Source organism: Acinetobacter thutiue, assembly GCF_030385805.1.
GTDB lineage: Bacteria > Pseudomonadota > Gammaproteobacteria > Pseudomonadales > Moraxellaceae > Acinetobacter > Acinetobacter corruptisaponis.
This window is the reverse complement of the sequence record NZ_JAUDZE010000007.1, coordinates 53,163-79,633: the sequence shown is the minus strand read 5'-3', so window position 1 is coordinate 79,633 and position 26,471 is coordinate 53,163. Positions and strand designations below refer to the sequence as shown.

The following is a 26,471-nucleotide window of genomic DNA, read 5'->3' as shown; positions in this document are numbered from 1 at the left end:
GGAATGAAGAAAAAAACCAAACAATGGAAATGGTGGGTTTTCGCCATATTTGCATTTTTAATTTTTATTATTTTACAAATTCCAGCAACATGGTTAATTGCGAAATTTTCAAAAGATAATCAAATATTGCATAATGTCATCGGCAATATCTGGCAGGGACAGGCAGATTGGCAGCAAGGCCAGCTGCGTGGTTCCGTGCACTGGAAAACACGTCCTTTAGACCTGTTGCTCATGCGCTTGGGTGCCAATCTCGATATTCATAGTGGCAATACCCAATTCAATGGTGTGTTTGGATATGGTTTTGGCCAGAAAATCATGGTCAAGGACTTGCAGGGAACAATTTCACCAGAGACCCTGAAATATTTTGCAAATTGGCAATGGCCACAAAATGCGATTCAGCTCAAGGATGTACAGTTAAATTATCAGAAAGAAAAAGGTTTTGGTTCGGCAAAAGGCCAGTTGCATTGGGGTGGCGGTGAATTGAGCTATACCTTTGGCCAGCGTCAGGACCGTATGAACATGCCATCCCTGATCGCTGAATTAAAGGATGAAAACGGGCAACTACAGATTGATGTCCGTGATCAGCGCAGTCAAAAAATGGCAAATCTTAGCTTAGACCCGAGTTTCATGTTGGATGTGCAGTTGACACAACGTATGCTGTTGAATATTCCATCATATCAAGGTAAGGCTGGACTGGACACCTATGTGATCAGTTCCCGTCAGCCATTGTTGCAGGGTGGTTTTTAATGAATGCATTGACGCAGAGAATGCAGCAACTACGCTGGCAAAAGTTGGATAAACTTAGCGCACTGGTTCTGGCATTGCTGATTTTATGGCTATGCTGGAAGCTGGCCTCATTGTTCTGGTGGGTGGTTGCGCCCCCACAGCCGATGCAGTTTGATCGGGTTGAGCTGGGTTCACAGCAGGCAAGGGTGCCAAACATCAGTTCATTTGCGCTGTTTAATGAACCTGCTGCAACAACGGCACAGGACAATGTGAATTTGGAGCTACAGGGTGTCCTGCTGGGCTACCCAAGTTATTTATCTTCCGCGGTGATTAAGCTGAATGATACAGCCGATCGTTATCGTGTGGGGGAAACAATTGGTTCGACTTCATATCAACTGGCGGAAGTGTACTGGGATCATGTCATTTTAAGGCAGGGCAATGGTGCAACCCGTGAAGTCAAGTTCAAGGGACTGGATAAGGGGCTTTATCAGCCAATTGCACCAGTATCAACGAATAATAACAGCAACAGTGTGCCACCTCAGACACCACCAGCACAGAATACTGCCCAATCTGCTCTAGGTCAGGCTATTCAGCAAATGCAGGACAACCGTGAGCAATATCTGAAAAATATGGGTGTCGCTGGCGGAGCGGATGGTTATGAAATATCGGATCGGACTCCCAGTGCCTTAAAAAACACCTTGGGTTTACGCTCGGGTGATCGTATCCTATCGGTCAACGGTCAGACCATTGGACCAGGACTCAGCGAAGTACAATTACTAGAGCAGGTACGTCGTGAGGGGCATGCCAAAATAGAAATAAAACGTGGTGATCAAGTGATGACCATACAACAGAGTTTTTAGTGATAACACCGTCACCACAAGTTAGGAACAAGTGCAAGTTATGGCTTTCTTGAATCATCAACGTCCACTTTGGGCACTACTTGCCGCCGCACCATTGGTTGCGGCCATCAGTACCCAGGTGCAAGCACAAACATGGAAGATCAACCTACGTGATGCGGATTTAACCGCATTTATCAATGAAGTTGCTGACATTACAGGCAAGAATTTTGCAGTTGATCCACGTGTGCGTGGCAATGTGACGGTTATCTCCAACAAGGCGCTCAATAAAGATGAGGTGTATGACCTGTTTTTGGGCGTGCTGAATGTCAATGGCGTGGTGGCGTTACCCTCTGGAAATACAGTAAAACTTGTTCCCGACAGTAATGCGAAAAACTCGGGTATTCCTTATGATGCACGTAACCGTGCAGGTGGCGACCAGATTGTCACCCGTGTCATCTGGCTGGAAAATACCAATCCGAATGACCTGATTCCTGCCTTACGTCCACTGATGCCACAGTTTGCACATTTGGCGGCGGTTGCTGGCACCAATGCATTAATTGTTTCAGACCGCGCGACCAATATTTACCAACTGGAAAGCATTATTCGCAATCTGGATGGTACAGGCCAGAATGATATTGAAGCCATTACACTGCAATCGAGTCAGGCCGAAGAAATTATTGGTTTGCTGGAAACCATGAGTGCCACGGGAACATCCAAGGACTTTATTGGTTCGCGTGTACGGGTCATTGCTGATAATCGAACCAACCGAATCCTGATCAAGGGCGATCCTGATTCACGTAAACGTTTGCGCCATACCATTGAAATGCTGGATGTGCCATCGGCAGACCGTTTGGGTGGCTTGAAAGTATTCCGTTTAAAATATGCCAGTGCAAAAAATCTGGCTGAGATCCTGCAAGGATTGGTGACGGGACAGTCTGTTTCCTCATCATCTAGCTCAAATAATGCGAATAAATCCAGTTCGATTAATAGCCTGACTTCCAATAGTCAAGGTCAGACTGGTAATTCTTCATCAGGTGTCAATTCATCCATTAACCTGAACAGTGGTTTTAATAACAGTCAGAACAATGCTGGCATCACCAGTTTTAATGGCAATGGTGTCAGTATTATTGCCGATGGTACTCAAAATGCCTTGGTGGTAAAAGCTGACCCGCAACTGATGCGTGAAATTGAAGCGGCAATTCAACAACTGGATATTCGTCGTCAGCAAGTATTGATTGAGGCCGCAATTATTGAGGTATCAGGAAATGATGCAGATCAATTGGGAATTCAATGGGCATTGGGTGATTTAAGCAGTGGCGTCGGCCTTATGAGTTTTAGTAATGTCGGGGCAAGCCTTGCATCAATTGCCGCAGGTTATGCCAGTGCTGGGGCAAGTGGCGCAGCCGCAGCCATTGCTGGAGATGCGAGTAAAGGCAATGGTGCCACATTCGGGGTAGGTAATTTTGAGAATTCACGCAAAGCTTATGGTGCGTTGATACAAGCCTTGAAAACCAATACCAAATCTAATTTCTTGTCTACCCCTTCGATTGTGACGATGGACAATGAAGAAGCCTATATTGTTGTGGGTCAGAACGTTCCGTTTGTGACGGGTTCGGTATCGACAGGAACGTCGGGTACGGTTAACCCTTATACCACTGTTGAGCGCAAGGATGTTGGTGTCACCTTAAAGGTGGTTCCGCATATTGGTGAAAACGGTACAGTTCGCCTTGAAGTTGAACAGGAAGTTTCGGATGTTCAGAACAACAAGGGCCAGGCAACCGACCTTGTCACCAATAAACGTGCCATTAAAACGGCTGTGCTTGCTGAACATGGTCAAACTGTGGTGCTGGGTGGTTTGATTGCGGACAATACTGCATTGTCACGTCAAGGTGTTCCTGGGCTTAGTGATATTCCTTATCTGGGGCGTTTATTCCGAGCTGACAGTAGAAGCAACGAAAAGCGCAACCTACTGGTCTTTATCCATCCAACCATTGTAGGCGATGCCGATGATGTACGCCGTTTATCGCAGCAACGCTATAACCAGCTTTACAGCCTACAGCTTGCGATGGACAACAATGGTAACTTTGCAAAATTGCCAGAAAATGTTGGGGATATTTACCAGCAACAACCTACGCTGAATAGCTCACCCTATCAAAAAGTTCCGACAGCAACGCAAAACAAGACAGTTGTGGTGACAACACCTGTTGCAATTGATGCACCACCTGTACAGAAGCAAAGCATACAGCTTCCTGCCAAGGCGACTGAACGAAGCAAAAATACGGTGACAACAACAACCATCCGCCCTGCGTATTCACAGTAGATGCACAGAAGCGCTTGTGTCAAAATGTTATTATTGCAAGAAAATATGATAAGGATAGGCATCTATGACTTGGAAACTGCAAGCCATTACAGGTGAATTTACGGGGCAGGAAATTAACGTTGAGCGAGACATGCTGGTGGGGCGGCATCAGGACGCTGATATTTTGTTGCAGTCCGCTGATGTTTCACGCCGTCATGCCGCTTTATTGCTTAAAGACCAGCAACTTTGGGTGCAGGATCTCAATTCATCAAATGGCACGTTTATCAACGACCTGAGAATTGAGCAGGAAACAGAGCTGCACGATGGGGATATGCTGCAATTTGCAAGTTTTGTATTTTCAGTGCTTGCACCAGCCAGCCAGAACAATGAATTACCTGAAATTGAGGTTGAACCTGTAACAGTAGCGCCGCATGATCAGGGAATGCCAAGCATTGCCGAGCGTGCCGCTGAAACAGGTATTACGCGTGATGGTATGCCACAACAGGTTTCCATCCCAAAACCTGCACCAATACCAGAAAATGTACAAGTTGAGGCGGTTGCTGAACCAAAGCCTGTGCCTATGGAGGAGCCAGTCTCCCGTGTGGCTCAGGAAAAGGAGCAGCAGAAAAATGCTTCGGTTGGCCTGATTTCAATTATTATTTTAGTGATTTTGGCGGTGATTGCCTGGCTGTTCTTTAAATAATCAGTCTAAGCTTCTACAATGAAAGGCATGCTAGAAAGCATGCCTTTTTATTTCTGGGTAAATTCAATGTCAGTTGCACAGTTACAAAGCCGTAGTCTCATTTTATTTGATTTGGATGGAACATTGGTTGATTCCGCTGCCGATTTATATCGTGCCATGAACCTGAGTCTGGAAAAACTGGAATTTCCTTTGGTGACGGAAGAGCAGGTGCGCGCATGGGTGGGTAAGGGCGCGGCAAAACTATGTGAGACCGTACTTGAACATATATTTGGGCAGGTGAATACTGAGCGGCAAAAGCAATTGCTGGATACGTTTGTGGACATTTATGCGCAGGAGTTGTGTGTCAATACCCAGGTCTACACAGGTATCTTGCCTTTTCTGGACTATTGCCAGAGCCATAACATTGCGATGGCATGTGTGACCAATAAGCCTGAACATTTAGCGCGAGGTATTCTGGATATTCTGTCACTTTCACCTTATTTCAACATGGTGATCGGTGGTGATACCTTGCCTGAGCGCAAACCCCATCCATTACCATTGCTGTATTGTATGCAGCTGTGTCAGGTATCCGCGGCGGAAACCCTGATGATTGGGGACTCAAGTAATGATGTGGAAGCTGCAAGACGTGCAGGTATAGATTGTATTGTGGTCAGCTATGGCTATAATCATGGAGAAAATATCCATGACTGCCAGCCACAACAGGTGGTGGACAGTCTGGAACAGTTGGTTGAGGAAGATCTGGTGAGGAGAAAGGCATGAAAGCTGTTATGGTTTTTCGATGGCGGGCTTGAAGCAGCATTAAACGAAAACGCACAAAAATCGAAACTATAGAGAAAATTCATGACCACCCTCATACAATTTGAGCAACTCAAGGCCGCTGGCTATAACACCATTCCCGTATACCGTCAGCGACTGGCAGATACAGAAACACCACTCTCAGTTTTTGCACGTTTTAAAGAGCAAAAGCAGGCCTACTTATTTGAATCAGTGGAAGGCGGGGAGAACTGGGCGCGTTATTCCATGATCGGCCTGGGCGAGTCAACTGTCTTTTCATGCAATGCGGGTATCCTTACGGTTCAGCAGGCGGATGGTTCCGTATCCCAGCAAGACTGTAGCGATCCATTCCAGTATATTCGCGACTTCCAAAGCCAGTTCAAGGTTCCCACCCAAAAAGAATTGCCTGATCTACCTAGCTTTACAGGTGGACTGGTTGGATATTTGGGCTATGACGCTGTTCGTTATATCGAACCAAAATTAAAAAATGTTCCAGCGGCTGACCCTGTCACCTTGCCTGATTTGTGGTTGATGCTGTCCCAAACCGTGATTGTGTTTGACAACCTGAAAGATACGCTGTTCCTGATTCATCATGCTGATGCAAACCAGGCAGATGCCTATGTACAGGCACAGGCCAAGCTGGACCAGCTGGAGCAACTGCTTGCAGTCCCTGTCAGCCTACAGGCCAAGCCACATACACCACCGCATTTTGAATCCATTACAGGTAAGGCGAGGTTTCTTGAGACCATTGAAAAGGTCAAGGAATATATTCGCGCTGGTGATGTGATGCAGGTGGTGCCTGGACAGCGGATGGTGTCTGATTTTGATGGTGAAGCCTTGCAGGTTTACCGTGCATTGCGTCACCTCAATCCATCACCCTACTTGTTTTTGGTGCAAGGGCAAACCCTGACAGACCAGAAACCTTTTCATATTGTGGGTTCTTCGCCAGAGATCTTATCCCGTCTGGAAAATGGCATTGCAACTGTACGGCCTTTGGCGGGTACGCGACCACGGGGCAAGACCAAGGAGGAAGACCTGGCGTTGGAACAGGACTTGCTGGCAGATGAAAAGGAGATTGCTGAGCATTTAATGCTGATTGATCTTGGGCGTAATGATGTGGGGCGTGTCTCCAAGATTGGCAAGGTGCAGGTGACTGATCAAATGGTGATCGAACGCTATTCGCACGTCATGCATATTGTTTCCAATGTGCAGGGAGAGGTGCGTGATGATGTGGATGCGTTGGATGTCTTTAAGGCAACTTTCCCTGCGGGCACGCTTTCAGGCGCACCAAAAATCCGTGCAATGGAGATCATTGATGAAGTTGAGCCTGTAAAGCGTGGCGTATTTGGTGGGGCAGTCGGTTATCTGGGCTGGCATGGGGAGATGGATATGTCGATTGCAATCCGTACCTGTGTCATCCGTGATCAAAAGGTTTATGTGCAGGCGGGGGCAGGACTGGTGGCGGACTCAAATCCTGAGTCTGAGTGGAATGAAACCCAGATAAAAGCTCGCGCAGTGATCAAAGCGGTTGAATTATCATCAAACGGATTGATTTTATGAGTTTTTCGCAGTTTTTCTAAAAAAACTGCTTGCATCATGTGTGAGTTTTGCTAAACTGCACACCGTTCCGATACGAAACGTATCAAACGCTAAGGTAAAGCCGGCATAGCTCAGTTGGTAGAGCAACTGACTTGTAATCAGTAGGTCCACAGTTCGAATCCGTGTGCCGGCACCATCTTAAAGTTGATAGGTTGAATAAAGGATGGCACTGCAAGTAAGTGCGATATGGTGGGATTCCCGAGCGGCCAAAGGGGGCAGACTGTAACTCTGCTACGAAAGTTTCGAAGGTTCGAATCCTTCTCCCACCACCATTCGACTTCGATATAAGTGGTCAGTACCAACATGCGGGAGTAACTCAGTTGGTAGAGTGGCAGCCTTCCAAGCTGCATGTCGCGAGTTCGATCCTCGTCTCCCGCTCCATCGAAGAGATCGCTCTTATAGCTCAGTGGTAGAGCACTCCCTTGGTAAGGGAGAGGTCTCGAGTTCAAATCTCGATAAGAGCTCCAGATATACAGCTTAGTAGAGAATATCTACAAAATTTAAAGAAGCAGGCTATTATAGTCTGCTTTTCAAGTATTAGGTGTCTAGTTTTTTAGGCGAATGTCGATAAAGAAAGTTTTTCAGGGTTGTTTTTCTCTAAACTGGTGTCGACGTAAACGAGGAAAATCAAATGGCTAAGGCTAAGTTTGAACGTAATAAACCACACGTAAACGTGGGTACAATTGGTCACGTTGACCATGGTAAAACAACTTTAACTGCTGCGATTGCAACAATCTGTGCAAAAACTTACGGCGGTGAAGCGAAAGACTACTCGCAAATCGACTCGGCTCCTGAAGAAAAGGCACGTGGTATTACCATTAATACCTCTCACGTGGAATACGATTCTCCAATCCGTCACTACGCGCACGTAGACTGTCCAGGCCACGCCGACTATGTTAAAAACATGATCACTGGTGCTGCTCAGATGGACGGCGCGATCCTTGTGTGTGCTGCGACTGATGGTCCAATGCCACAAACTCGTGAACACATCCTTCTTTCTCGTCAGGTAGGTGTACCTTACATCATCGTGTTCCTGAACAAGTGTGACCTTGTTGATGATGAAGAACTGCTTGAGTTGGTTGAAATGGAAGTTCGTGAACTTCTTTCTACCTACGACTTCCCAGGTGATGACACACCTATCATCCGTGGTTCAGCGCTTCAGGCACTAAACGGTAACGACGGTCCTTACGGCGAGTCTTCTGTTCTTGCACTTGTGGAAGCGCTTGACTCTTACATCCCAGAACCAGAGCGTGCAATCGACAAGCCATTCCTGATGCCAATCGAAGACGTGTTCTCTATCTCTGGCCGTGGTACAGTGGTAACAGGCCGTGTTGAAGCTGGTATCATCAAGGTTGGTGAGACTGTTGAGATTGTTGGTATCCGTGATACAGTTGCAACGACTGTAACTGGCGTTGAAATGTTCCGTAAACTTCTTGACGAAGGCCGTGCGGGCGAGAACTGTGGTATCCTTCTTCGTGGTACCAAGCGTGAAGACGTACAACGTGGTCAGGTACTTGCTAAGCCAGGTACAATCAAGCCACACACTAAATTCGATGCGGAAGTATATGTACTTTCTAAAGAAGAAGGTGGTCGTCACACTCCATTCCTTAACGGTTACCGTCCACAGTTCTACTTCCGTACAACTGACGTAACTGGCGCGATCAAACTACAGGATGGCGTTGAAATGGTTATGCCTGGTGACAACGTAGAAATGTCAGTAGAGTTGATCCACCCAATCGCAATGGACCCAGGTCTACGTTTTGCGATCCGTGAAGGTGGCCGTACTGTAGGTGCTGGTGTTGTTGCGAAAGTAACTGCATAAGCTCCATACTGTGTTAGACTCAAATCGAAAGCCTCGGCTTTCGATTTGCATCATAGGCCAGTAGTTCAATTGGTAGAGCGTCGGTCTCCAAAACCGAATGTTGGGGGTTCGAGTCCCTCCTGGCCTGCCACTTTTTTTAAATAAAAAAGCTTGATTCTGGCTAAGTTGTCATATAATAAGTCGCGAATTCTACGACGAGTAAAAAAATGTCGAATGATAAATCGCGTGACGCATTAAGCGACGCGCCAATCCCTCAAAGAAATAATGCTGTAGAAGTTGTTGGTTCAGGTTCTCCACTGGATGCTGTCCTGTGGCTGATTGCGATTGCCTTATTGATCGGTTCAGCATTGGTGAATCAGCATTTACCTGCCTACTGGGCACCAGCAAATGACATTTGGGTGCGTATTGGGGTAATTTTGGCTTGTGTCGTGGTCGCTTTAGGTTTATTATACGCCACCCATCAAGGTAAAGGCTTTGTGCGTTTATTGCAGGATGCGCGAATTGAACTGCGTCGAGTGACCTGGCCAACAAAACAAGAGACGATCACGACATCGTGGCAAGTGCTTTTGGTTGTGATTGTTGCATCATTGGTTTTATGGTGTTTCGATTACGGGTTAGGTTGGTTTATTAAGTTAATTATCGGGTAAGAGTGCGATGAAACGTTGGTATATTATTCATGCCTATTCAGGTTTTGAAAAGCAAGTGATGCGTTCACTGAATGACCGAATCCAGCGCAGCACTGTTGCTGATAGCTTTGGTGAAGTCCTTGTTCCTACTGAAGAAGTAGTTGAAATGAAGGATGGCAAGAAGCGTAAGTCTGAGCGTAAGTTCTTTCCAGGCTATGTATTGGTCGAAATGGAAATGAATGATGATACCTGGCACATTGTAAAAGAATGTCCAAAGGTTCTTGGTTTTATCGGTGGTACACCAGAAAAGCCAGCACCCATCTCACAACGTGAAGCTGATGCGATTCTTGCGCGTGTACGTAACACTGGTGAGGCACCACGTCCTAAGACGATGTTTGAACCGGGTGAAGAATTGCTTGTTATTGATGGTCCGTTCACTGACTTTAAAGGGGTCGTGGAGGAAGTACAATACGAGAAGTCACGTTTAACGTTGACAATTAATGTATTTAATCGACCAACCCAGGTTGAACTTGAGTTTCGCCAAGTCGAAAAAACGATTTAATCTGTGTAGGTTGATAAGCGCCCGATCTGATCGGGCATTGTTGTTCTAACACTTCGGTGTTGTTTAATTTTTTGGGGAGCCTAGCGGCGTCTGTACCCAGAGGTAATTTTCAATGGCTAAGAAGATTGACGGCTATATCAAGCTGCAAGTTCCAGCTGGTAAAGCGAATCCATCTCCACCAATTGGTCCTGCTTTAGGTCAACGTGGTGTAAACATCATGGCATTCTGTAAAGAATTCAATGCTGCTACACAAAAACTTGAAGTTGGTTTGCCAATTCCTGTCGTGATCACTGTGTACAACGATAAGTCGTTCACTTTCATCATGAAAACTCCACCTGCATCTATTCTTCTCAAGAAAGCTGCTGGTATTCAAAAGGGTTCTTCTGTACCGAACAAAACCAAAGTTGGTAAGTTGACCCGTGCTCAGTTAGAAGAAATCGCGACTACTAAAGAACCAGACTTAACTGGTGCTGACTTAGACGCTCGTGTGCGTACCATTGCTGGTTCTGCACGTTCTATGGGCTTGGAAGTGGAGCTATAAGACATGGCAAAGTTAACTAAACGTCAAAAAGCCATTGCTGCTGCTGTTGAAGCAAACAAAGTTTACACTTTGGAAGAAGCGGTACAAGTTCTTAACAGCCTTCCAACTGCGAAGTTCAAGGAATCTTTGGACATCTCTGTAAACCTTGGTGTAGACCCTCGTAAATCTGACCAGGTTGTTCGTGGTGCGACAACTTTGCCTGCGGGTACTGGTAAAACTGTACGTGTTGCAGTGTTTGCTCAGGGTGCTGCTGCTGAAGCTGCGAAAGAAGCTGGTGCGGACATCGTTGGTTTTGATGACCTTGCTGAAAGCATCCAGGGTGGAAACCTTGACTTTGACGTGGTGATTGCTGCTCCAGATGCAATGCGCGTTGTAGGTAAGCTAGGTACGATTCTTGGTCCACGTGGCTTAATGCCAAACCCTAAAGTGGGTACGGTAACGCCTGACGTTGCGAACGCGGTTAAGAATGCCAAATCTGGTCAGGCACGTTACCGTGTAGACAAAGCGGGTATCATCCACGCTGCGATTGGTCAGCTTGGCTTTAGCGAAGAAGCTGTACGTCAAAACGTTGAGACTTTAATTGCAGACTTGAAACGTTTAAAACCTGCAACCTCTAAAGGTGTATACGTTAAGAAGATCACTTTAAGCTCGACTATGGGCCCAGGTCTTACTGTTGACGTAAACAACGTTTCTAAGTAATTAGACAGAATTTTAAAGCCTCGGGCTCTTTTGTTGAAAGAGGGTCTGAGCAAACTTTGAATTGGTAAATGAATATTTATCAGCGTCAAAGACCTCAGGCGAGAAGTGTTCTTGGATACTTTTCTTAAAAATCCAGTCTGAGTAGACGTGGTGGTGTGATTTGTTCCTCCTCCACGTGTAAGTCGAAAGGCTTGCGAATTGGGAGTGTGCCTGTATGGGTACATAAATCACCGTTAGGAGGTTTTACAATGGCTCTTCTTATCGAAGGCAAAAAACAGATCGTTGCAGAAGTAAGCGAAGTTGCTTCTAAAGCGTTTTCTGTTGTTGTGGCTAACTATCAAGGTTCAAGCGTAGAGCAGTTGACACAACTTCGTGTTGAAGCTCGTAAGTTGGGTGTTACAACGCGTATCGTACGTAACACTTTGGCTAAGCGCGCATTAGAAGGTACTCAATTCGATATCTTAAATGACAACCTTGTTGGCCCAACCATTCTCGGTTTCTCTACTTCTGAAGATGACATGGGTGCAGCTGCACGCTTGTTCGAAGAATTTGCGAAAACTAACAAAGCATTTGAACTTAAAGCTGCCGCATTTGACGGTAAGGTTTATCAAGGTGCTGACGTTAGCGTAATTGCAAACCTTCCGAACCAAGAAAAAGCGCTTACTATGCTCGCGTCTGTTCTTCAAGCTCCTATTTCGAAATTGGGTCGCCTTATTACAGCGCTCAAAGAGAAAAACGAGTCAGAAGCGGCTTAATCCTATTTTCACACCATTCAATATCCATTTGGAGTTATTCTCATGGCTTTAACAAACGAAGAAATCTTAAACGCAGTTGCTGAAAAAACTGTTCTTGAACTTGTTGAATTAATCTCTGCTTTCGAAGAGAAATTTAACGTATCTGCTGCTGCTGTTGCTGTTGCTGCTGCTCCAGGCGCTGCTGCGGCTGTTGAAGAACAAACTGAATTCAACGTTGAGTTGACTTCTTTCGGCGCGAACAAAGTTGCTGTAATTAAAGCAGTTCGTGAAGCAACTGGCCTCGGTCTTAAAGAAGCGAAAGATCTTGTTGAAGGCGCTCCTGCTGTTCTTAAAGAAGGCGTTTCTAAAGAAGAAGGCGAAGAGCTTAAGAAGAAGCTTGAAGAAGCTGGTGCTACAGTTACACTTAAGTAATGCTGTAGGGAGTCGATTATTTTTGATAATCGGCTCCAAAAAATGGCTGATGGCTCTTGGGTCATCAGCCTTTTTGCGTTACAATAATCGGCTCGTTTTTTGTTAGTTTTACGGTTTTTGAACGTATTTTTTAGATAAACGATGAAATATCAAATGCTTACCAATATTTTTTTGTCTATAAAAATATTGTTAAGCGTTTTAATACCACTAAAAATTGCAGCATTTGTAAACAGTGGTGGCCATATCGGCCTGCGTAATTCTTTCCAAACCCGTTCTGCAGGCGGGATTGGTTTACTTTCCGAGGACTCCAGATGGCATACTCATATACCGAAAAGAAACGGATCCGTAAGAATTTTGGTAAATTGCCCCATGTAATGGAAGCACCGTACTTACTATCGATTCAGGTCGATTCGTACCGTACATTCCTACAAGGCGGCAAAACTCCAAAAAATCGCGAAGATATCGGTCTCCAAGCCGCATTTCGTTCAGTTTTTCCTATTGAAAGTTATTCTGGCAATGCTGCTTTAGAATTTGTTGAGTATAGCCTTGGTAAACCAGAGTTTGACGTACGTGAATGTATTTTACGTGGTTCAACTTATGCGGCACCAATGCGCGTAAAGATTCGTTTGATCATCAAGGATCGTGAAACGAAATCAATTAAAGACGTTCGTGAACAAGAAGTTTACATGGGTGAAATGCCACTCATGACTGATAACGGTACATTCGTTATCAATGGTACTGAGCGTGTAATCGTATCTCAGTTACACCGCTCACCTGGCGTGTTCTTTGACCATGACAAGGGTAAAACCCACTCAAGCGGTAAAGTGTTGTATTCAGCACGTATCATTCCTTACCGTGGTTCATGGTTAGACTTTGAATTTGATGCAAAAGACCTGGTGTTCGTACGTATTGACCGTCGTCGTAAATTATTGGCGACTGTGATCTTACGTGCCTTAAATTATAGCAATGAACAAATCCTGAATTTGTTCTATGAAAAAGTACCTGTATATCTTGATATGGGTAGCTACCAGATTGACCTCGTTCCAGATCGCCTGCGTGGTGAAATGGCGCAATTTGATATCCTGGACAATGATGGCAAAGCAATCGTTGAACAAGGTAAACGTATTAATGCACGTCACGTACGTCAAATGGAAGCAGCTAACCTGGCGAAGCTTTCTGTACCTGATGAATATTTATATGAGCGTATTACTGCTGAAGACATCACACTGAAAAGTGGTGATGTAATTCCTGCCAATACCGTGCTTAGCCATGACATCATGGTAAAGATCGCTGAAGGTGGTGTGAAGCAGTTTAACATCCTGTTCACCAACGATATCGACCGTGGTCCTTTCGTTGCAGATACATTGCGTGCGGATACCACAACAGGCCGTGAAGAAGCGCTGGTTGAAATCTATAAAGTCATGCGTCCAGGCGAGCCACCAACGAAAGAAGCTGCTGAAAACTTATTCAATAACTTGTTCTTCTCTTCTGAGCGTTATGACCTTTCTCCAGTGGGCCGTATGAAGTTCAACCGTCGTTTGGGTCGTCCTTACGAAGTGGGTACTGATCAGAAGTCACGTGAAGTTGAAGGTATTTTATCGCACGAAGATATCATTGATGTACTGCGTACATTGGTTGAAATCCGTAACGGTAAAGGTGAAGTCGATGATATCGATCACTTGGGTAACCGTCGTGTGCGTTCTGTGGGTGAAATGACAGAGAACCAGTTCCGTGTTGGTTTAGTCCGTGTTGAACGTGCTGTTAAAGAGCGTTTAAGCCAGGCAGAAACAGATAACCTGTCTCCACAAGACTTGATCAATGCGAAACCAGTTGCTGCTGCAATCAAAGAATTCTTTGGTTCAAGCCAGTTGTCTCAGTTCATGGACCAAAACAACCCATTGTCTGAGATTACACACAAACGTCGTGTATCTGCGCTTGGTCCTGGTGGTTTGACACGTGAACGCGCGGGCTTTGAGGTACGTGACGTACATCAAACTCACTACGGTCGTGTTTGTCCAATTGAAACACCTGAAGGTCCAAACATTGGCTTGATCAACTCGCTTTCTGTTTATGCAAAAGCGAATGACTTCGGTTTCCTGGAAACACCATACCGTAAAGTTGTAGATGGTCGTGTAACCGATGATGTTGAATATTTATCTGCAATTGAAGAAGTGGGTACTGTCATTGCACAGGCGGACTCCGCTGTTGATAAAGATGGCAACTTGACTGAAGAAATGGTTTCTGTACGTCATCAAGGTGAATTCGTACGTATGTCGCCTGAGCGCGTAACACATATGGACGTTTCTGCACAGCAGGTTGTTTCTGTTGCAGCATCATTGATTCCATTCCTTGAACACGATGATGCGAACCGTGCATTAATGGGTTCAAACATGCAACGTCAGGCTGTTCCTACATTGCGTGCTGACAAGCCGCTTGTTGGTACAGGTATGGAAGCAAACGTAGCACGCGACTCAGGTGTGTGTGTGATCGCAAACCGTGGTGGTGCGATTGAATATGTTGATGCATCTCGTATCGTTATTCGTGTAAACGAAGATGAAATGATCGCGGGTGAAGCAGGTGTAGATATCTACAACCTGATCAAATATACACGTTCAAACCAGAATACATGTATTAACCAAAATGTCATTGTGAACTTGGGCGACAAAGTTGCTCGTGGTGATATCTTGGCTGACGGTCCATCGACTGACATGGGTGAACTTGCGCTTGGTCAAAACATGCGCGTCGCGTTCATGACATGGAACGGTTATAACTATGAAGACTCGATCTTACTTTCTGAGCGTGTACTTCAAGAAGACCGTTTAACGTCGATTCACATTCAGGAATTGTCATGTGTAGCACGTGATACCAAGTTAGGCGCAGAAGAAATTACTGCCGATATTCCTAACGTAGGTGAAGCTGCACTGTCTAAACTGGATGAGTCTGGTATTGTTTATATCGGTGCTGAAGTGACTGCAGGTGACATCCTTGTTGGTAAGGTAACGCCTAAAGGTGAAACTCAATTAACACCTGAAGAAAAATTACTTCGCGCAATCTTTGGTGAAAAAGCGGCTGACGTAAAAGATTCATCTTTACGTGTTCCGTCTGGCACTAAAGGTACGGTGATTGACGTTCAAGTCTTCACACGTGATGGTTTGGAAAAAGATGAACGTGCACAAGCAATTGAAAAAGCTCAGCTTGATGCATACCGTAAAGACTTGAAAGAAGAATACAAAATCTTCGAAGAAGCAGCACGTGAACGTATTGTTCGTTTGTTGAAAGGTCAAGAATCTAACGGTGGTGGTTCAACTAAACGCGGCGATAAACTTTCTGAAGACGTATTGTCTGGTTTAGAGCTTGTTGATTTACTTGAAATCCAGCCAAATGACGAAGCAATTGCTGAACGTTTAACTCAGATTCAGGTATTCCTGAAAGAGAAGAGCTACGAGATTGATGAGAAGTTTGCTGAGAAGAAGCGTAAACTTTCTACAGGTGATGAATTAACAACTGGCGTATTGAAAGTTGTTAAGGTTTACCTTGCAGTTAAACGTCGTATCCAGCCTGGTGACAAGATGGCGGGTCGTCACGGTAACAAGGGTGTTGTATCAAACATCCTGCCTGTTGAAGACATGCCGCATGATATCAATGGTGTACCTGTTGACATCGTACTGAATCCATTGGGTGTACCATCTCGTATGAACGTGGGTCAGATTCTTGAGACTCACTTGGGTATGGCAGCCAAAGGTTTGGGTGAGCAAATCGATAAGATGCTGCAACAGCAACGTGCGGTTGCAGAATTGCGTGTGTTCCTTGACAAAATTTACAACAAGGTGGGTGGCGAGCAGGAAGAGCTTGATAGCCTGACTGATGAAGAAGTCTTGAAACTTGCGGGCAACCTGCGTGCAGGTGTGCCTTTAGCAACACCAGTATTTGATGGTGCAGAAGAAAGTCAGATCAAGGAATTACTTGAACTTGCTGAATTGCCACGTTCTGGTCAAACGGTATTGTTTGATGGACGCACAGGCGAGCAGTTTGACCGTCCTGTCACTGTGGGCTACATGTACATGCTCAAATTGAACCACTTGGTTGATGACAAGATGCATGCGCGTTCAACAGGTTCCTACTCACTTGTTACACAGCAGCCGCTGGGTGGTAAGGCACAGTTCGGTGGTCAGCGTTTCGGTGAGATGGAAGTATGGGCACTGGAAGCATACGGTGCAGCATATACCCTTCAGGAGATGCTTACTGTTAAGTCGGATGACGTTGAAGGCCGTACCCGCATCTATAAGAACATTGTAGATGGCAACCATTATATGGACCCAGGTATGCCTGAATCGTTCAACGTATTGACCAAAGAGATCCGTTCTTTAGGTATCAACATTGAACTGAAAAATGGTGACTAAGACTCTCCCTTAACCCCTCTTCACGGAGAGGGGAAAAGCCCTCCTTTTATAAAGGAGGATTTTTCAGTTAAAAAACAATATTTGTGACCCAGTCGGGTGGGCCTGGCTCCCCGACACACGGAGAAAAAAATTGAAAGACTTGCTCGATATCATGCGTAAGAAAACGGATTCAGATGGTCATACACCAGTTGAATTTGACCGTATCCGTATTGGTCTTGCGTCACCAGAGATGATTAAGTCATGGTCTCACGGTGAAGTTAAAAAGCCTGAAACCATTAACTACCGTACTTTTAAACCTGAACGTGACGGTTTGTTCTGTGCCAAGATCTTTGGTCCAGTAAAAGATTATGAATGCTTGTGTGGTAAATACAAGCGTATGAAATACAAAGGTGTCATTTGTGAAAAATGTGGCGTTGAGGTAACAACCGCCAAGGTTCGTCGTGAGCGTATGGGTCACATCGAACTTGCATCTCCAGTGGCACACATCTGGTTCCTGAAATCATTACCGAGCCGTATTGGCTTGCTTCTTGATATGACATTACGTGATATCGAGCGTGTATTGTATTTCGAATCTTATGTGGTGACTGATCCTGGTATGACCCCGTTTGAAAAGTATCAACTTTTAACGGATGAAGAATACTACAACGCACTTGAAGAACACGGTGATGAATTCACTGCGAAAATGGGTGCGGAAGCAGTTCAGGATTTGTTAAAAGACATCGACCTTGAAGCGGAAATTGCACGTTTACGTGAAGAAATTCCTCAAACAACCTCTGAGACGAAACTTAAAAAAGCGTCTAAGCGTTTGAAATTGATGGAAGCTTTCAAGGAATCGAACAACAAGCCTGAATGGATGGTGATGAATGTACTGCCAGTACTTCCACCAGACTTGCGTCCGCTGGTACCACTTGAGGGTGGTCGTTTCGCGACTTCAGACCTGAACGACCTATACCGTCGTGTGATCAACCGTAACAACCGTTTGAAGCGTCTTCTTGACCTTGCAGCGCCAGACATTATCGTACGTAACGAAAAACGTATGTTGCAGGAATCTGTAGATGCGTTGCTGGATAATGGTCGTCGTGGTCGTGCGATTACAGGTTCAAACAAACGTCCATTGAAATCTTTGGCAGACATGATCAAGGGTAAACAAGGTCGTTTCCGTCAGAACTTACTTGGTAAGCGTGTTGACTATTCTGGTCGTTCGGTGATTACCGTTGGCCCTACTTTACGTCTGCATCAGTGTGGTCTTCCGAAGAAAATGGCACTTGAACTGTTCAAGCCGTTTATTTTCGCGAAACTACAAGCATCTGGTCAGGCAACAACCATTAAAGCTGCGAAGAAAATGGTTGAGCGTGAGACCCCAGAAGTTTGGGACGTTCTTGCTTCTGTGATTCGTCAACATCCAGTCATGTTGAACCGTGCGCCAACACTTCACCGTCTAGGTCTTCAGGCATTTGAACCGATCCTGATCGAAGGTAAGGCAATCCGTCTTCACCCACTCGTTTGTGCCGCGTTCAACGCCGACTTCGATGGTGACCAAATGGCGGTACACGTTCCATTGACATTGGAAGCACAGTTAGAAGCACGTGCATTGATGATGTCAACCAACAACATCCTGTCACCTGCAAACGGTGAGCCGATCATCGTACCTTCTCAGGACGTGGTCCTGGGTCTTTACTACATCACCCGTGATGCGGTAAACGCCAAGGGTGAAGGCATGGTGTTTGCGGATACGCATGAAGTGAACCGTGCCTTGGCGACAGGTAAAGTGAATATTCATGCGCGTGTCAAAGTACGTGTACATCAAACCGTGATTGATGAAAATGGTCATCGTGAAAAGCAGACCATTATTGTTGATACCACCCCAGGCCGCTGCCTGTTGTGGGAAGTGGTTCCACAAGGCTTAAGCTTTGACATGATCAACCTTGAGATGACCAAGAAAAACATCTCGAAGTTAATCAACTCTTGCTATCGTAAGCTTGGTTTGAAAGACACAGTTATCTTCGCTGACCAGTTGATGTATTTGGGCTTCCGTCAAGCGACGCGTTCAGGTGTGTCCGTCGGTATGGAAGACATGCTGATTCCGCCAACCAAACAGGTCATTATTGACAAGGCGGAAACTGAGGTTCGTGAAATCGAACAACAGTTTGAGCAAGGTTTCGTAACTGCGGGTGAGCGTTATAACAAGGTTGTCGATATCTGGGCCCGTACCAACGACCAGGTTGCGAAAGCGATGATGGACAACTTGTCTTATACCCTTGTGAAAAACAAGCAGGGTGAAGATGAGAAACAGAAATCATTCAACTCGATTTATATGATGTCTGACTCGGGTGCCCGTGGTAGTGCGGCGCAGATCCGTCAGCTTGCTGGTATGCGTGGCTTGATGGCGAAACCAGATGGTTCGATCATTGAGACACCAATTAAGGCAAACTTCCGTGAAGGTTTGACTGTACTTCAGTACTTCATCTCGACACACGGTGCGCGTAAAGGTTTGGCCGATACCGCATTGAAAACAGCGAACTCTGGTTACCTGACCCGTCGTCTTGTAGACGTGGCACAAGATTTGGTTATTACTGAATCTGACTGTGGTACAGCTGGCGGCCTGGTGATGACACCATTCATTCAGGGTGGTGACGTAATTGAACCATTACGCGATCGTGTATTGGGTCGTGTAACTGCTGAAGACGTACGTCGTGCATCTGACGATGAAGTTGTACTTCCTCGTGGTACCTTAATTGACGAGAAAATTGCTGCCCAGCTTGAGGAAGCGGGTGTCGATGAAGTTAAAGTTCGTTCAGTTATTGCGTGTGAATCTACATTCGGCGTATGTGCGAAATGTTATGGCCGTGACCTTGCACGTGGTCACTTGGTGAACCCAGGTGAATCTGTTGGTGTAATGGCTGCACAGTCAATTGGTGAGCCAGGTACACAGTTAACAATGCGTACGTTCCACGTGGGTGGTGCTGCGAGCCGAACCTCTGCTGCGAACAGTGTTCAAGTCCGTAACAAAGGTACTGTACGTTTCCACAACGTGAAAACGGTTCAACATGCCAAAGGTCACTTGGTATCCGTTTCACGTTCAGGTGAAATTGGTATTGCGGATGACTTGGGACGTGAGCGCGAGCGTTATAAACTTCCTTATGGTGCAAGCATCTTGTTGAAAGATGGTGAAGCTGTGGAAGCTGGTGGTATCGTGGCGACTTGGGATCCACATACACATCCACTCGTGACCGAAGTTGCAGGTAAGGCACGTTTCAGCCAGATCGCTGATGGTGTCACTGCAACCTCTAAGACGGACGATGCAACAGGTATGACCACTGTTGAAATCTTGCCTGTAACGGCACGTCCTGCTTCTGGTAAAGATTTACGTCCTGCAATCGTGTTGGATACAACCGATGGCGGCGAACAGTTCTACTTCCTGCCACAAAACACAATTGTAACTGTCCGTGATGGCGAAACAATTGGTGTGGGTGACGTTATTGGTCGTGTACCACAGGAATCTTCACGTACCCGTGACATTACAGGTGGTCTGCCACGCGTAGCTGACTTGTTCGAAGCACGTAAGCCGAAAGAGCATGCGATTCTGGCAGAAGTGTCTGGTATCGTGAGCTTTGGTAAAGAGACCAAAGGTAAGAACCGTTTAGTGATCACACCAGATGATGGTTCTGAGATCTACGAAGAATTGATTCCAAAATGGCGTCAAATCAACGTGTTCGAAGGTGAGCATGTCAACCGTGGTGAGACTATTTCTGATGGTCCACAAAACCCACATGACATCTTACGCTTGAAAGGCGAAGTGGCATTGACCAACTACATCGTGAACGAAGTTCAGGACGTTTACCGTCTGCAAGGTGTAAAAATCAACGATAAGCACATTGAGGTCGTGGTACGTCAAATGTTGCGTAAAGTTGATATCACTGATGGCGGTGACACAAGCTTCATCAAGGGCGAGCAAGTGGATTACATCCGTGTTGTTCAGGAGAACCAGGCTGTCTTGGCTCAGAACAAGTTCCCTGCGAAGTTTGAACGTCAGTTGATGGGTATCACCAAAGCATCGCTTTCTACTGACTCGTTTATCTCTGCTGCATCGTTCCAGGAAACAACCCGTGTGTTAACTGAAGCGGCTGTAACAGGTAAAGAAGATGACTTACGTGGCTTGAAAGAAAACGTTGTTGTGGGTCGCTTGATCCCAGCAGGTACAGGTCTTGCTTACCACTTGGAGCGTCGTCGCCAGGAAGCGGAAGCTGCTGAATTTGAACTTCACAATGATTTCAGTGAAGTTGACCAGGCATTTAGTCAAGCGTTGAACTCAGACCAGTTCTAAGTTCCAGCAAATCAAAGAAGGCACCTTGCGGTGCCTTTTTTGTGGAAAAAACAAGCAAATGTTACAGAAACACATTACAGCATTAGCACTTGATTACTTAATCAAGATAAATGCTTCATGAAAGCAGTCTATGCTACGTTCAATTGAGAGAGGAGAAGTTCTAATGAAAAAAATGATGATGATTGCGGGTGTTGGTCTAATGACAACCACATTGTTTGTGGGTTGCCAAAATGTAAGTCCAGAAAATAAGCGTATTGGTTCGGCTGCCATTGGTGGTGGTGCAGGTGGTGCTGTCGGAAAAGGTTTAGGCGGTAATATTGGCGCTGGACTGGGTGCGGCGATTGGTGCGGGTGTTGCTGCCAATGCAAAAGGTGCGAATAGTAAAAACACCAGAAACAGTGCGATTGGTGCTGGTGTGGGTGCGGCTCTGGGTGGTGCGGTTCTGGGTGGAGAGGCTGGTGCTGCGGTAGGTGGAGCACTGGGCGGTAGTGCTGGCGCAGCTTATGGTGAGAAAAAAGGCAAATACTAAATACTAGAATTTAGAAGTACGCCAAGTATTGTTTAAAAATTAGGAAGAAGCCCTTGTCTAGGATAAGGGCTTCTTTTTGTCATTTAAAGCGTCAATTTAATGATGATAAAAAATGGATAGTCTTTACAAAACATTAATCGATTGGGACATTCTAATAACACAATAAGATCAAACTCCCCATAAAAGAAGATTATGCTTTTTAGTAGAACCGAACAGGAGTGAGTATAGTCATGAAAAAAACAATGGGTTTAATTTCTACTTTGATGTTATCAGCAGTGATGTTTACAGGCTGCCAGAATATGACCCCATCTGACCAGCGTATTGGTGCGGCGGCGCTTGGTGGTGCTGTCGGTGGTGGCGTAGGTAATCATGTGGGTGGTGGTCTTGGTGCAGGTGTCGGTGCGGCAGCGGGCGCAGGTGTCGGTGCAAACGCCAAGGGTGGCAGCAGCAACTCAACCACAAGCAGTGCCATTGGTGCAGGTATTGGTTCCGTAATCGGTAAATCAATCTTTGGTGGTGATTCTGGTGCTGCGATTGGTGGTGCAATCGGTGGTGGTGCTGGTGCAGCCATTCAGGAAAAGAAAAAATAAGTTTTATCTGATTGATTTAAAAATGCCTGCAACTGATTGCAGGCATTTTATTTGAAAAAAGACTGGTTAAGAGCTGGCTTTGGGTTTCTTACGACGGATGTATAAAACCTTTTCAACTTCTGCAATTCGCGTTCCCGCATCATCCACAATATTCAATGTATAGTTTCGAAACACAGGTTCATGATTTTCAGCCAGTTGCTTAATTTCCGCAATTTCAGTGGCACTGAGCTGTATATCCGCATAGACGGTGCTGCGACCTGGTGATAGGAAATTAATCGAGGCACTTTTATCCCACACAATGTATTTATGGCCTAAATGGTGCATCAGGATCAGCATATAAAATGGATCAACCATTGAATATAAACTGCCACCAAAATGTGTCCCAACAATGTTACGGTTTTTTCGGGTGAGCGGCATTTTGACACGGATGTGGTAATTGTCCAGATCAATGGTTTCAATTGCGATTCCTGCACCACGGTAAGGGGAGTAGTGATTGATCATAAATTTGGAAACCACAGGAATGGTTCGAATTTTTTTGAAAATGTCTTTCATGGTCAATTTTTTTTCTTGCAACTCTATTCATACTCCATAAGTATCATTTTTATTGTATCGCTGGCAATGGCTGTTTTATGACCATGCCGACTGAAAACAAAATGGGAAGGAATTATGCAAGTACAAGTAAAAACCGTCACCACATCTGATCAGCAAACACTTTGTGTCAAAACATGGGGTGATGAGAAAAAGACACCATTGGTGCTGGTACATGGCTATCCAGACAATCAGGAAGTATGGGAACCGATTATTGAGAAGTTGGTAAATGACTATTTTGTCGTGACCTACGATGTTCGTGGTGCAGGGCTGTCTTCCATTCCTAAACGCATCAAGGATTATCGTTTACCACGTTTATCGCTGGATTTGCAGGAAGTGGTTGATCAGGTTCTGCCAAACCGTAGTTTCCATATGGCAGCGCATGACTGGGGTTCTCTACAGTCTTGGGAATCGGCAACTGAGCCAAAACTAAAGGGCCGCTTATTGTCCTATACCACCATTTCAGGACCTTGTCTGGACCACGCCTCTCTGTATCTACGTGAGAAATTTAAGTCTGCTCCAAGCAATGTCTTGAAGATGCTGACTAAATCATGGTACATCGGTGCATTCCATTTACCATTGCTTGCACCAACAGTATGGACATTCTTTAGTCCAGAGAAATGGGGCAAGATTTTAAGTGGTCTGGAGAAAAAACAGGATCTACCATTGAATGCCAATATTGTGGCGGATGGTAAATATGGAATTAACCTGTACCGTGCCAACTTTATTCCATCCTTGACCCAGCCACGCCAGCGTTATGCACAGTGTCCTGTACAGGCAATTGTGTTAAAGCGCGACGCGTTTGTCAGTCCTGAATACATTACGGAATCCATGCCAAAATGGGTGGAGAAGTTTGAATATACCGAGCTGGATGCCAATCACTGGGCGGTACTCAGCCAGCCAGAAAAGATTGCTGAACTGATCCGTCAATTTATCCAGCGTCAGGCGGCCTAAGGCTTTAGCGGATTATTCAGAATAAAAATCACATAAGAACGATCACAATTCGGCGATATTTTCAGCTAGGTTTTCATGAATCTGCTAGAATGTCGCCTTTTCTTTGCTCCTGAATTTTTTCATGAATGCTGTCGTCATTGCGATTGCCGTGATGTTTATCCTGTCACTGGCACGCGTTTCTGTTGTTCTCACATTGGTGGTCTCCGCCATTATTGGCGGTCTGGTCGCAGGTCTAAGCCTTTCTCAAACGGTCGAAGCCTTTAATGCAGGGCTGGGGGATGGTGCTGAAGTTGCCTTGGCCTATGCTGTGCTCGGTGCTTTTGCATTGGCGCTTTCAAAATCAGGCCTGCCTGATTTACTTGCCCATAAACTGATTGGTTTATTAGGTATGGAAGCAGGGAAAAGTCAGGAAAAAAAGGTGAAATATCTTTTATTGACCATTTTACTGATTGCAGCCATTTTCTCCCAGAACCTGATCCCTGTACATATCGCCTTTATTCCAGTATTGGTGCCGCCATTATTAAAGGTGATGAACCACCTAAAGCTGGACCGACGGGCAGCAGCGTGTGTACTGACGCTGGGTCTGGTTGGGACCTATATTTTCCTGCCAGTTGGTTTTGGTGCGATTTTCCTTGAACAGATTCTGATGGGGAATATCAACAAGATTGGTGCGGCCTATGGGTTGCATGTCGAGCGTGGCATGATGCCATTGGGGATGGCGATTCCTGTGCTGGGCATGGTGATCGGTACGCTGGTGGCGGTGTTTGTCAGCTACCGCAAGCCACGTGACTATATTGACCGCTCAATCAGCCCTGTCACCACCATTGACCTGGACAAGCCACTTCGGGCAACTGCACAGTCGGATTATGACCTGAAAGCGGATGCTGAAGAACTCAGGCATGAAGCAGGGAATGTACCTTATATCTCGAAGAAAACCATGTTGATGGCCCTGCTTGCCATCGCCTTAACCTTGGTGGCACAGTTGTATTCGGGTTCAATGATTTTGGGTGGTTTGGTCGGCTTTGCAGTACTGTCGGCATCTGGCATTTTTAAATGGCAGGATGCTGATGATGTGTTTGTACAGGGCATGCGTATGATGGCGCTGGTGGGTTTCATCATGATTTCGGCGGCGGGTTTTGCCTCAGTGATGACCCACACTGGTGATATTAACCATTTGGTCAATGGCGTGGTGCACATTATTGGTGACAATCATGCGTTGGCTGCATTCCTGATGCTGTTTATTGGTTTGTTTGTCACCATTGGCATTGGTTCTTCGTTCTCAAGTGTGCCTGTGCTGGCAGTGATTTATGTGCCTTTGTGTGTACAGTTTGGCTTCTCACCCTTGGCCACCATTGCGCTGATTGGAACAGCGGCGGCACTGGGGGATGCAGGTTCACCTGCCTCTGATTCGACTTTGGGACCAACCGCTGGTTTGGGTGTTGATGGTCAACATGATCACATTTGGGATACTGTTGTGCCAACATTTATACACTTTAATATCCCACTGCTTATTTTTGGCTGGATTGCCGCAATGGTTTTATAATGAATAGAGAATGGTTCCATAAGGAACCATTTTTTATATTAAGAAATAATAAAATATCATTTATATTAAATATAATAATTATGGTTGTTAAATAATAACCATATTTATTTTAAACTACCTTAATATGAATAATTGCTATTTATTTATCATGGAAGAAATAAAGTGACATTTTTTGTCTTTTATTGCTGTTTATTATATTAAGTTCTGATTTTATTTTGTAATAAAACTAAATTTATTTAGTGTATACTTTAAAAGATTTATTTTAAATATATCTTTAAGCTGGTTAATTCTGATAAAAATACTTGGTTTTCAATTGGTTAATCCTAGTGAATTGGTTTGATTTATAAATAATTACATATCTTTACAAATTTATATTGTTGTTAATCAGATGCTTGTAAAAATAATTAAATTGGTCGGAATTAATATGTATTGCATAAAATAAAAAGACATGATTATTATTAAATACAGGTTGAAATTTTGATTAAAGAGGTTTTTTTAAATGCTAAAAAAATTATTAGTTATTACATTATTGGGGTTGTCTTCAACTGCATTTGCTGGCGGTTTTCAGGTTAAGGTGGGTGGCAGTGTAATTTCACCCACAGATGAGACAAAAATCACTGGCTTGGGCACTTTAAAGGCAGATTATGAATATGCATTTACCCCATCGGTAGAGTATTTCCTGGGTGATACGCCATTTTCTGCGGAAATCTTGCTGGCAACTCCAATCTCACATGATGTGAGTCTGGATGGCACCAAGGTGGCAAAGCTTAAACATTTACCACCGACTATCACTGCAAAATATAACTTTAAAAATGCAACTGGTTTTACGCCATATATTGGGGTAGGTGGTACAGCTTTTGTGGCATGGGATGAGAAAGGTGTCGGTCCTTTGGCTGGGGATAAGGTAAAAGTAAAAGAAGACTTTGGTTTTGCTGGGCAGTTGGGTTTTACTTTCCAGCCAGCCGATGCGAAAAACTGGGGTGTGTTCTTTGATGCGCGTTACGCACAGCTCAGCCCTGAAGTAAAAATAAATGGTACCAAGCTCACCGATTTGGATATTAATCCAATGGTATACACGCTGGGCTATAGTTATAAATTCTAAACCCAGCCTTTACATGAGGAGCCTCGCAGTTACGCGAGGCTTTTTTATTTTGCAATTTGGCTATAAAACAGATACAGGTTGAAAA

General features: G+C 45.1%; 21 protein-coding genes and 5 tRNA genes. 25 read left to right on the top strand and 1 reads right to left on the bottom strand.

Annotated features, from left to right (window positions below; all coding sequences use genetic code 11):
* Nucleotides 1-3 precede the first annotated feature (3 nt).
* From gspN to QTA56_RS13515, 22 genes are all read left to right on the top strand, one after another.
* A complete protein-coding gene (gene gspN / locus QTA56_RS13620; protein WP_267981531.1) occupies nucleotides 4-747 on the top strand; it encodes a type II secretion system protein N in 744 nt (247 codons plus the stop codon).
* On the top strand, nucleotides 747-1,586 hold the full coding sequence (locus QTA56_RS13615; RefSeq protein ID WP_267981530.1) for a type II secretion system protein N: 840 nt from the start codon (nucleotides 747-749) through the stop codon (nucleotides 1,584-1,586). Before gspN ends, QTA56_RS13615 begins: the two co-directional genes overlap by 1 nt.
* A 40-nt stretch (nucleotides 1,587-1,626) precedes the next feature.
* The gene (gene gspD, locus QTA56_RS13610) at nucleotides 1,627-3,885 is read left to right on the top strand and encodes a type II secretion system secretin GspD (RefSeq protein WP_267981528.1); all 2,259 of its coding nucleotides are present in this window, start codon (nucleotides 1,627-1,629) and stop codon (nucleotides 3,883-3,885) included.
* A 64-nt stretch (nucleotides 3,886-3,949) separates the two neighbouring features.
* Nucleotides 3,950-4,567, top strand: coding sequence for an FHA domain-containing protein (locus QTA56_RS13605; RefSeq protein WP_267981526.1), 618 nt, complete (start codon nucleotides 3,950-3,952; stop codon nucleotides 4,565-4,567).
* 66 nt (nucleotides 4,568-4,633) lie between these two features.
* On the top strand, nucleotides 4,634-5,326 hold the full coding sequence (locus tag QTA56_RS13600) for a phosphoglycolate phosphatase (RefSeq protein ID WP_267981524.1): 693 nt from the start codon (nucleotides 4,634-4,636) through the stop codon (nucleotides 5,324-5,326).
* 81 nt (nucleotides 5,327-5,407) lie between these two features.
* The gene (trpE, locus tag QTA56_RS13595) at nucleotides 5,408-6,901 is read left to right on the top strand and encodes an anthranilate synthase component I (protein WP_267981523.1); all 1,494 of its coding nucleotides are present in this window, start codon (nucleotides 5,408-5,410) and stop codon (nucleotides 6,899-6,901) included.
* 99 nt (nucleotides 6,902-7,000) lie between these two features.
* Nucleotides 7,001-7,076, top strand: a tRNA-Thr gene (locus tag QTA56_RS13590).
* Nucleotides 7,077-7,128: 52 nt separating this feature from the next.
* A tRNA-Tyr gene (locus QTA56_RS13585) sits at nucleotides 7,129-7,212 on the top strand.
* 33 nt (nucleotides 7,213-7,245) lie between these two features.
* A tRNA-Gly gene (locus QTA56_RS13580) sits at nucleotides 7,246-7,321 on the top strand.
* 11 nt (nucleotides 7,322-7,332) lie between these two features.
* Nucleotides 7,333-7,407: transfer RNA gene (locus QTA56_RS13575), tRNA-Thr, on the top strand.
* 164 nt (nucleotides 7,408-7,571) lie between these two features.
* Nucleotides 7,572-8,762 (top strand): elongation factor Tu, encoded by a 1,191-nt coding sequence (gene tuf, locus QTA56_RS13570; RefSeq protein WP_267980223.1) that lies wholly within the window; start codon nucleotides 7,572-7,574, stop codon nucleotides 8,760-8,762.
* A gap of 54 nt (nucleotides 8,763-8,816) precedes the next feature.
* A tRNA-Trp gene (locus tag QTA56_RS13565) sits at nucleotides 8,817-8,892 on the top strand.
* A gap of 76 nt (nucleotides 8,893-8,968) precedes the next feature.
* The gene (gene secE, locus QTA56_RS13560; RefSeq protein WP_267981522.1) at nucleotides 8,969-9,409 is read left to right on the top strand and encodes a preprotein translocase subunit SecE; all 441 of its coding nucleotides are present in this window, start codon (nucleotides 8,969-8,971) and stop codon (nucleotides 9,407-9,409) included.
* A 7-nt stretch (nucleotides 9,410-9,416) separates the two neighbouring features.
* Nucleotides 9,417-9,950, top strand: a complete 534-nt coding sequence (gene nusG, locus QTA56_RS13555; protein WP_241335825.1) for a transcription termination/antitermination protein NusG — start codon at nucleotides 9,417-9,419, stop codon at nucleotides 9,948-9,950.
* Between the two features lie 112 nt (nucleotides 9,951-10,062).
* Nucleotides 10,063-10,491, top strand: a complete 429-nt coding sequence (rplK, locus tag QTA56_RS13550; RefSeq protein ID WP_004637639.1) for a 50S ribosomal protein L11 — start codon at nucleotides 10,063-10,065, stop codon at nucleotides 10,489-10,491.
* Between the two features lie 3 nt (nucleotides 10,492-10,494).
* On the top strand, nucleotides 10,495-11,190 hold the full coding sequence (gene rplA / locus QTA56_RS13545) for a 50S ribosomal protein L1 (protein WP_267981520.1): 696 nt from the start codon (nucleotides 10,495-10,497) through the stop codon (nucleotides 11,188-11,190).
* Nucleotides 11,191-11,438: 248 nt separating this feature from the next.
* The gene (gene rplJ / locus QTA56_RS13540) at nucleotides 11,439-11,945 is read left to right on the top strand and encodes a 50S ribosomal protein L10 (RefSeq protein ID WP_005163057.1); all 507 of its coding nucleotides are present in this window, start codon (nucleotides 11,439-11,441) and stop codon (nucleotides 11,943-11,945) included.
* Nucleotides 11,946-11,987: 42 nt separating this feature from the next.
* Nucleotides 11,988-12,356 carry a 50S ribosomal protein L7/L12 gene (gene rplL, locus QTA56_RS13535; RefSeq protein ID WP_087543097.1) on the top strand — a complete coding sequence of 123 codons (369 nt, stop codon included), beginning with the start codon at nucleotides 11,988-11,990 and terminating at the stop codon, nucleotides 12,354-12,356.
* A gap of 311 nt (nucleotides 12,357-12,667) precedes the next feature.
* A complete protein-coding gene (gene rpoB / locus QTA56_RS13530; protein ID WP_267981519.1) occupies nucleotides 12,668-16,756 on the top strand; it encodes a DNA-directed RNA polymerase subunit beta in 4,089 nt (1,362 codons plus the stop codon).
* A gap of 130 nt (nucleotides 16,757-16,886) precedes the next feature.
* On the top strand, nucleotides 16,887-21,080 hold the full coding sequence (gene rpoC, locus QTA56_RS13525; protein WP_267981518.1) for a DNA-directed RNA polymerase subunit beta': 4,194 nt from the start codon (nucleotides 16,887-16,889) through the stop codon (nucleotides 21,078-21,080).
* Nucleotides 21,081-21,243: 163 nt separating this feature from the next.
* Nucleotides 21,244-21,609, top strand: coding sequence for a DNA transfer protein p32 (locus tag QTA56_RS13520; RefSeq protein ID WP_267981517.1), 366 nt, complete (start codon nucleotides 21,244-21,246; stop codon nucleotides 21,607-21,609).
* 230 nt (nucleotides 21,610-21,839) lie between these two features.
* Nucleotides 21,840-22,199 carry a YMGG-like glycine zipper-containing protein gene (locus QTA56_RS13515; RefSeq protein WP_267981516.1) on the top strand — a complete coding sequence of 120 codons (360 nt, stop codon included), beginning with the start codon at nucleotides 21,840-21,842 and terminating at the stop codon, nucleotides 22,197-22,199.
* A 66-nt stretch (nucleotides 22,200-22,265) separates the two neighbouring features.
* Here the strand turns inward: QTA56_RS13515 and QTA56_RS13510 are convergent, their stop codons facing one another.
* On the bottom strand, nucleotides 22,266-22,772 hold the full coding sequence (locus QTA56_RS13510) for a DUF4442 domain-containing protein (protein WP_267981515.1): 507 nt from the start codon (nucleotides 22,770-22,772) through the stop codon (nucleotides 22,266-22,268).
* A gap of 93 nt (nucleotides 22,773-22,865) precedes the next feature.
* On the opposite strand from QTA56_RS13510, the gene QTA56_RS13505 reads away from it, so the two are divergent.
* The 3 genes from QTA56_RS13505 to QTA56_RS13495 all read left to right on the top strand — a co-directional run bounded on the left by QTA56_RS13505 (nucleotide 22,866) and on the right by QTA56_RS13495 (nucleotide 26,386).
* The gene (locus QTA56_RS13505) at nucleotides 22,866-23,741 is read left to right on the top strand and encodes an alpha/beta fold hydrolase (protein ID WP_267981514.1); all 876 of its coding nucleotides are present in this window, start codon (nucleotides 22,866-22,868) and stop codon (nucleotides 23,739-23,741) included.
* A gap of 121 nt (nucleotides 23,742-23,862) precedes the next feature.
* Entirely contained in the window at nucleotides 23,863-25,284 is a 1,422-nt protein-coding gene (locus tag QTA56_RS13500; RefSeq protein ID WP_267981513.1) for a Na+/H+ antiporter family protein, read from the top strand.
* 499 nt (nucleotides 25,285-25,783) lie between these two features.
* The gene (locus tag QTA56_RS13495) at nucleotides 25,784-26,386 is read left to right on the top strand and encodes an OmpW/AlkL family protein (RefSeq protein WP_267981512.1); all 603 of its coding nucleotides are present in this window, start codon (nucleotides 25,784-25,786) and stop codon (nucleotides 26,384-26,386) included.
* Nucleotides 26,387-26,471: the final 85 nt, after the last annotated feature.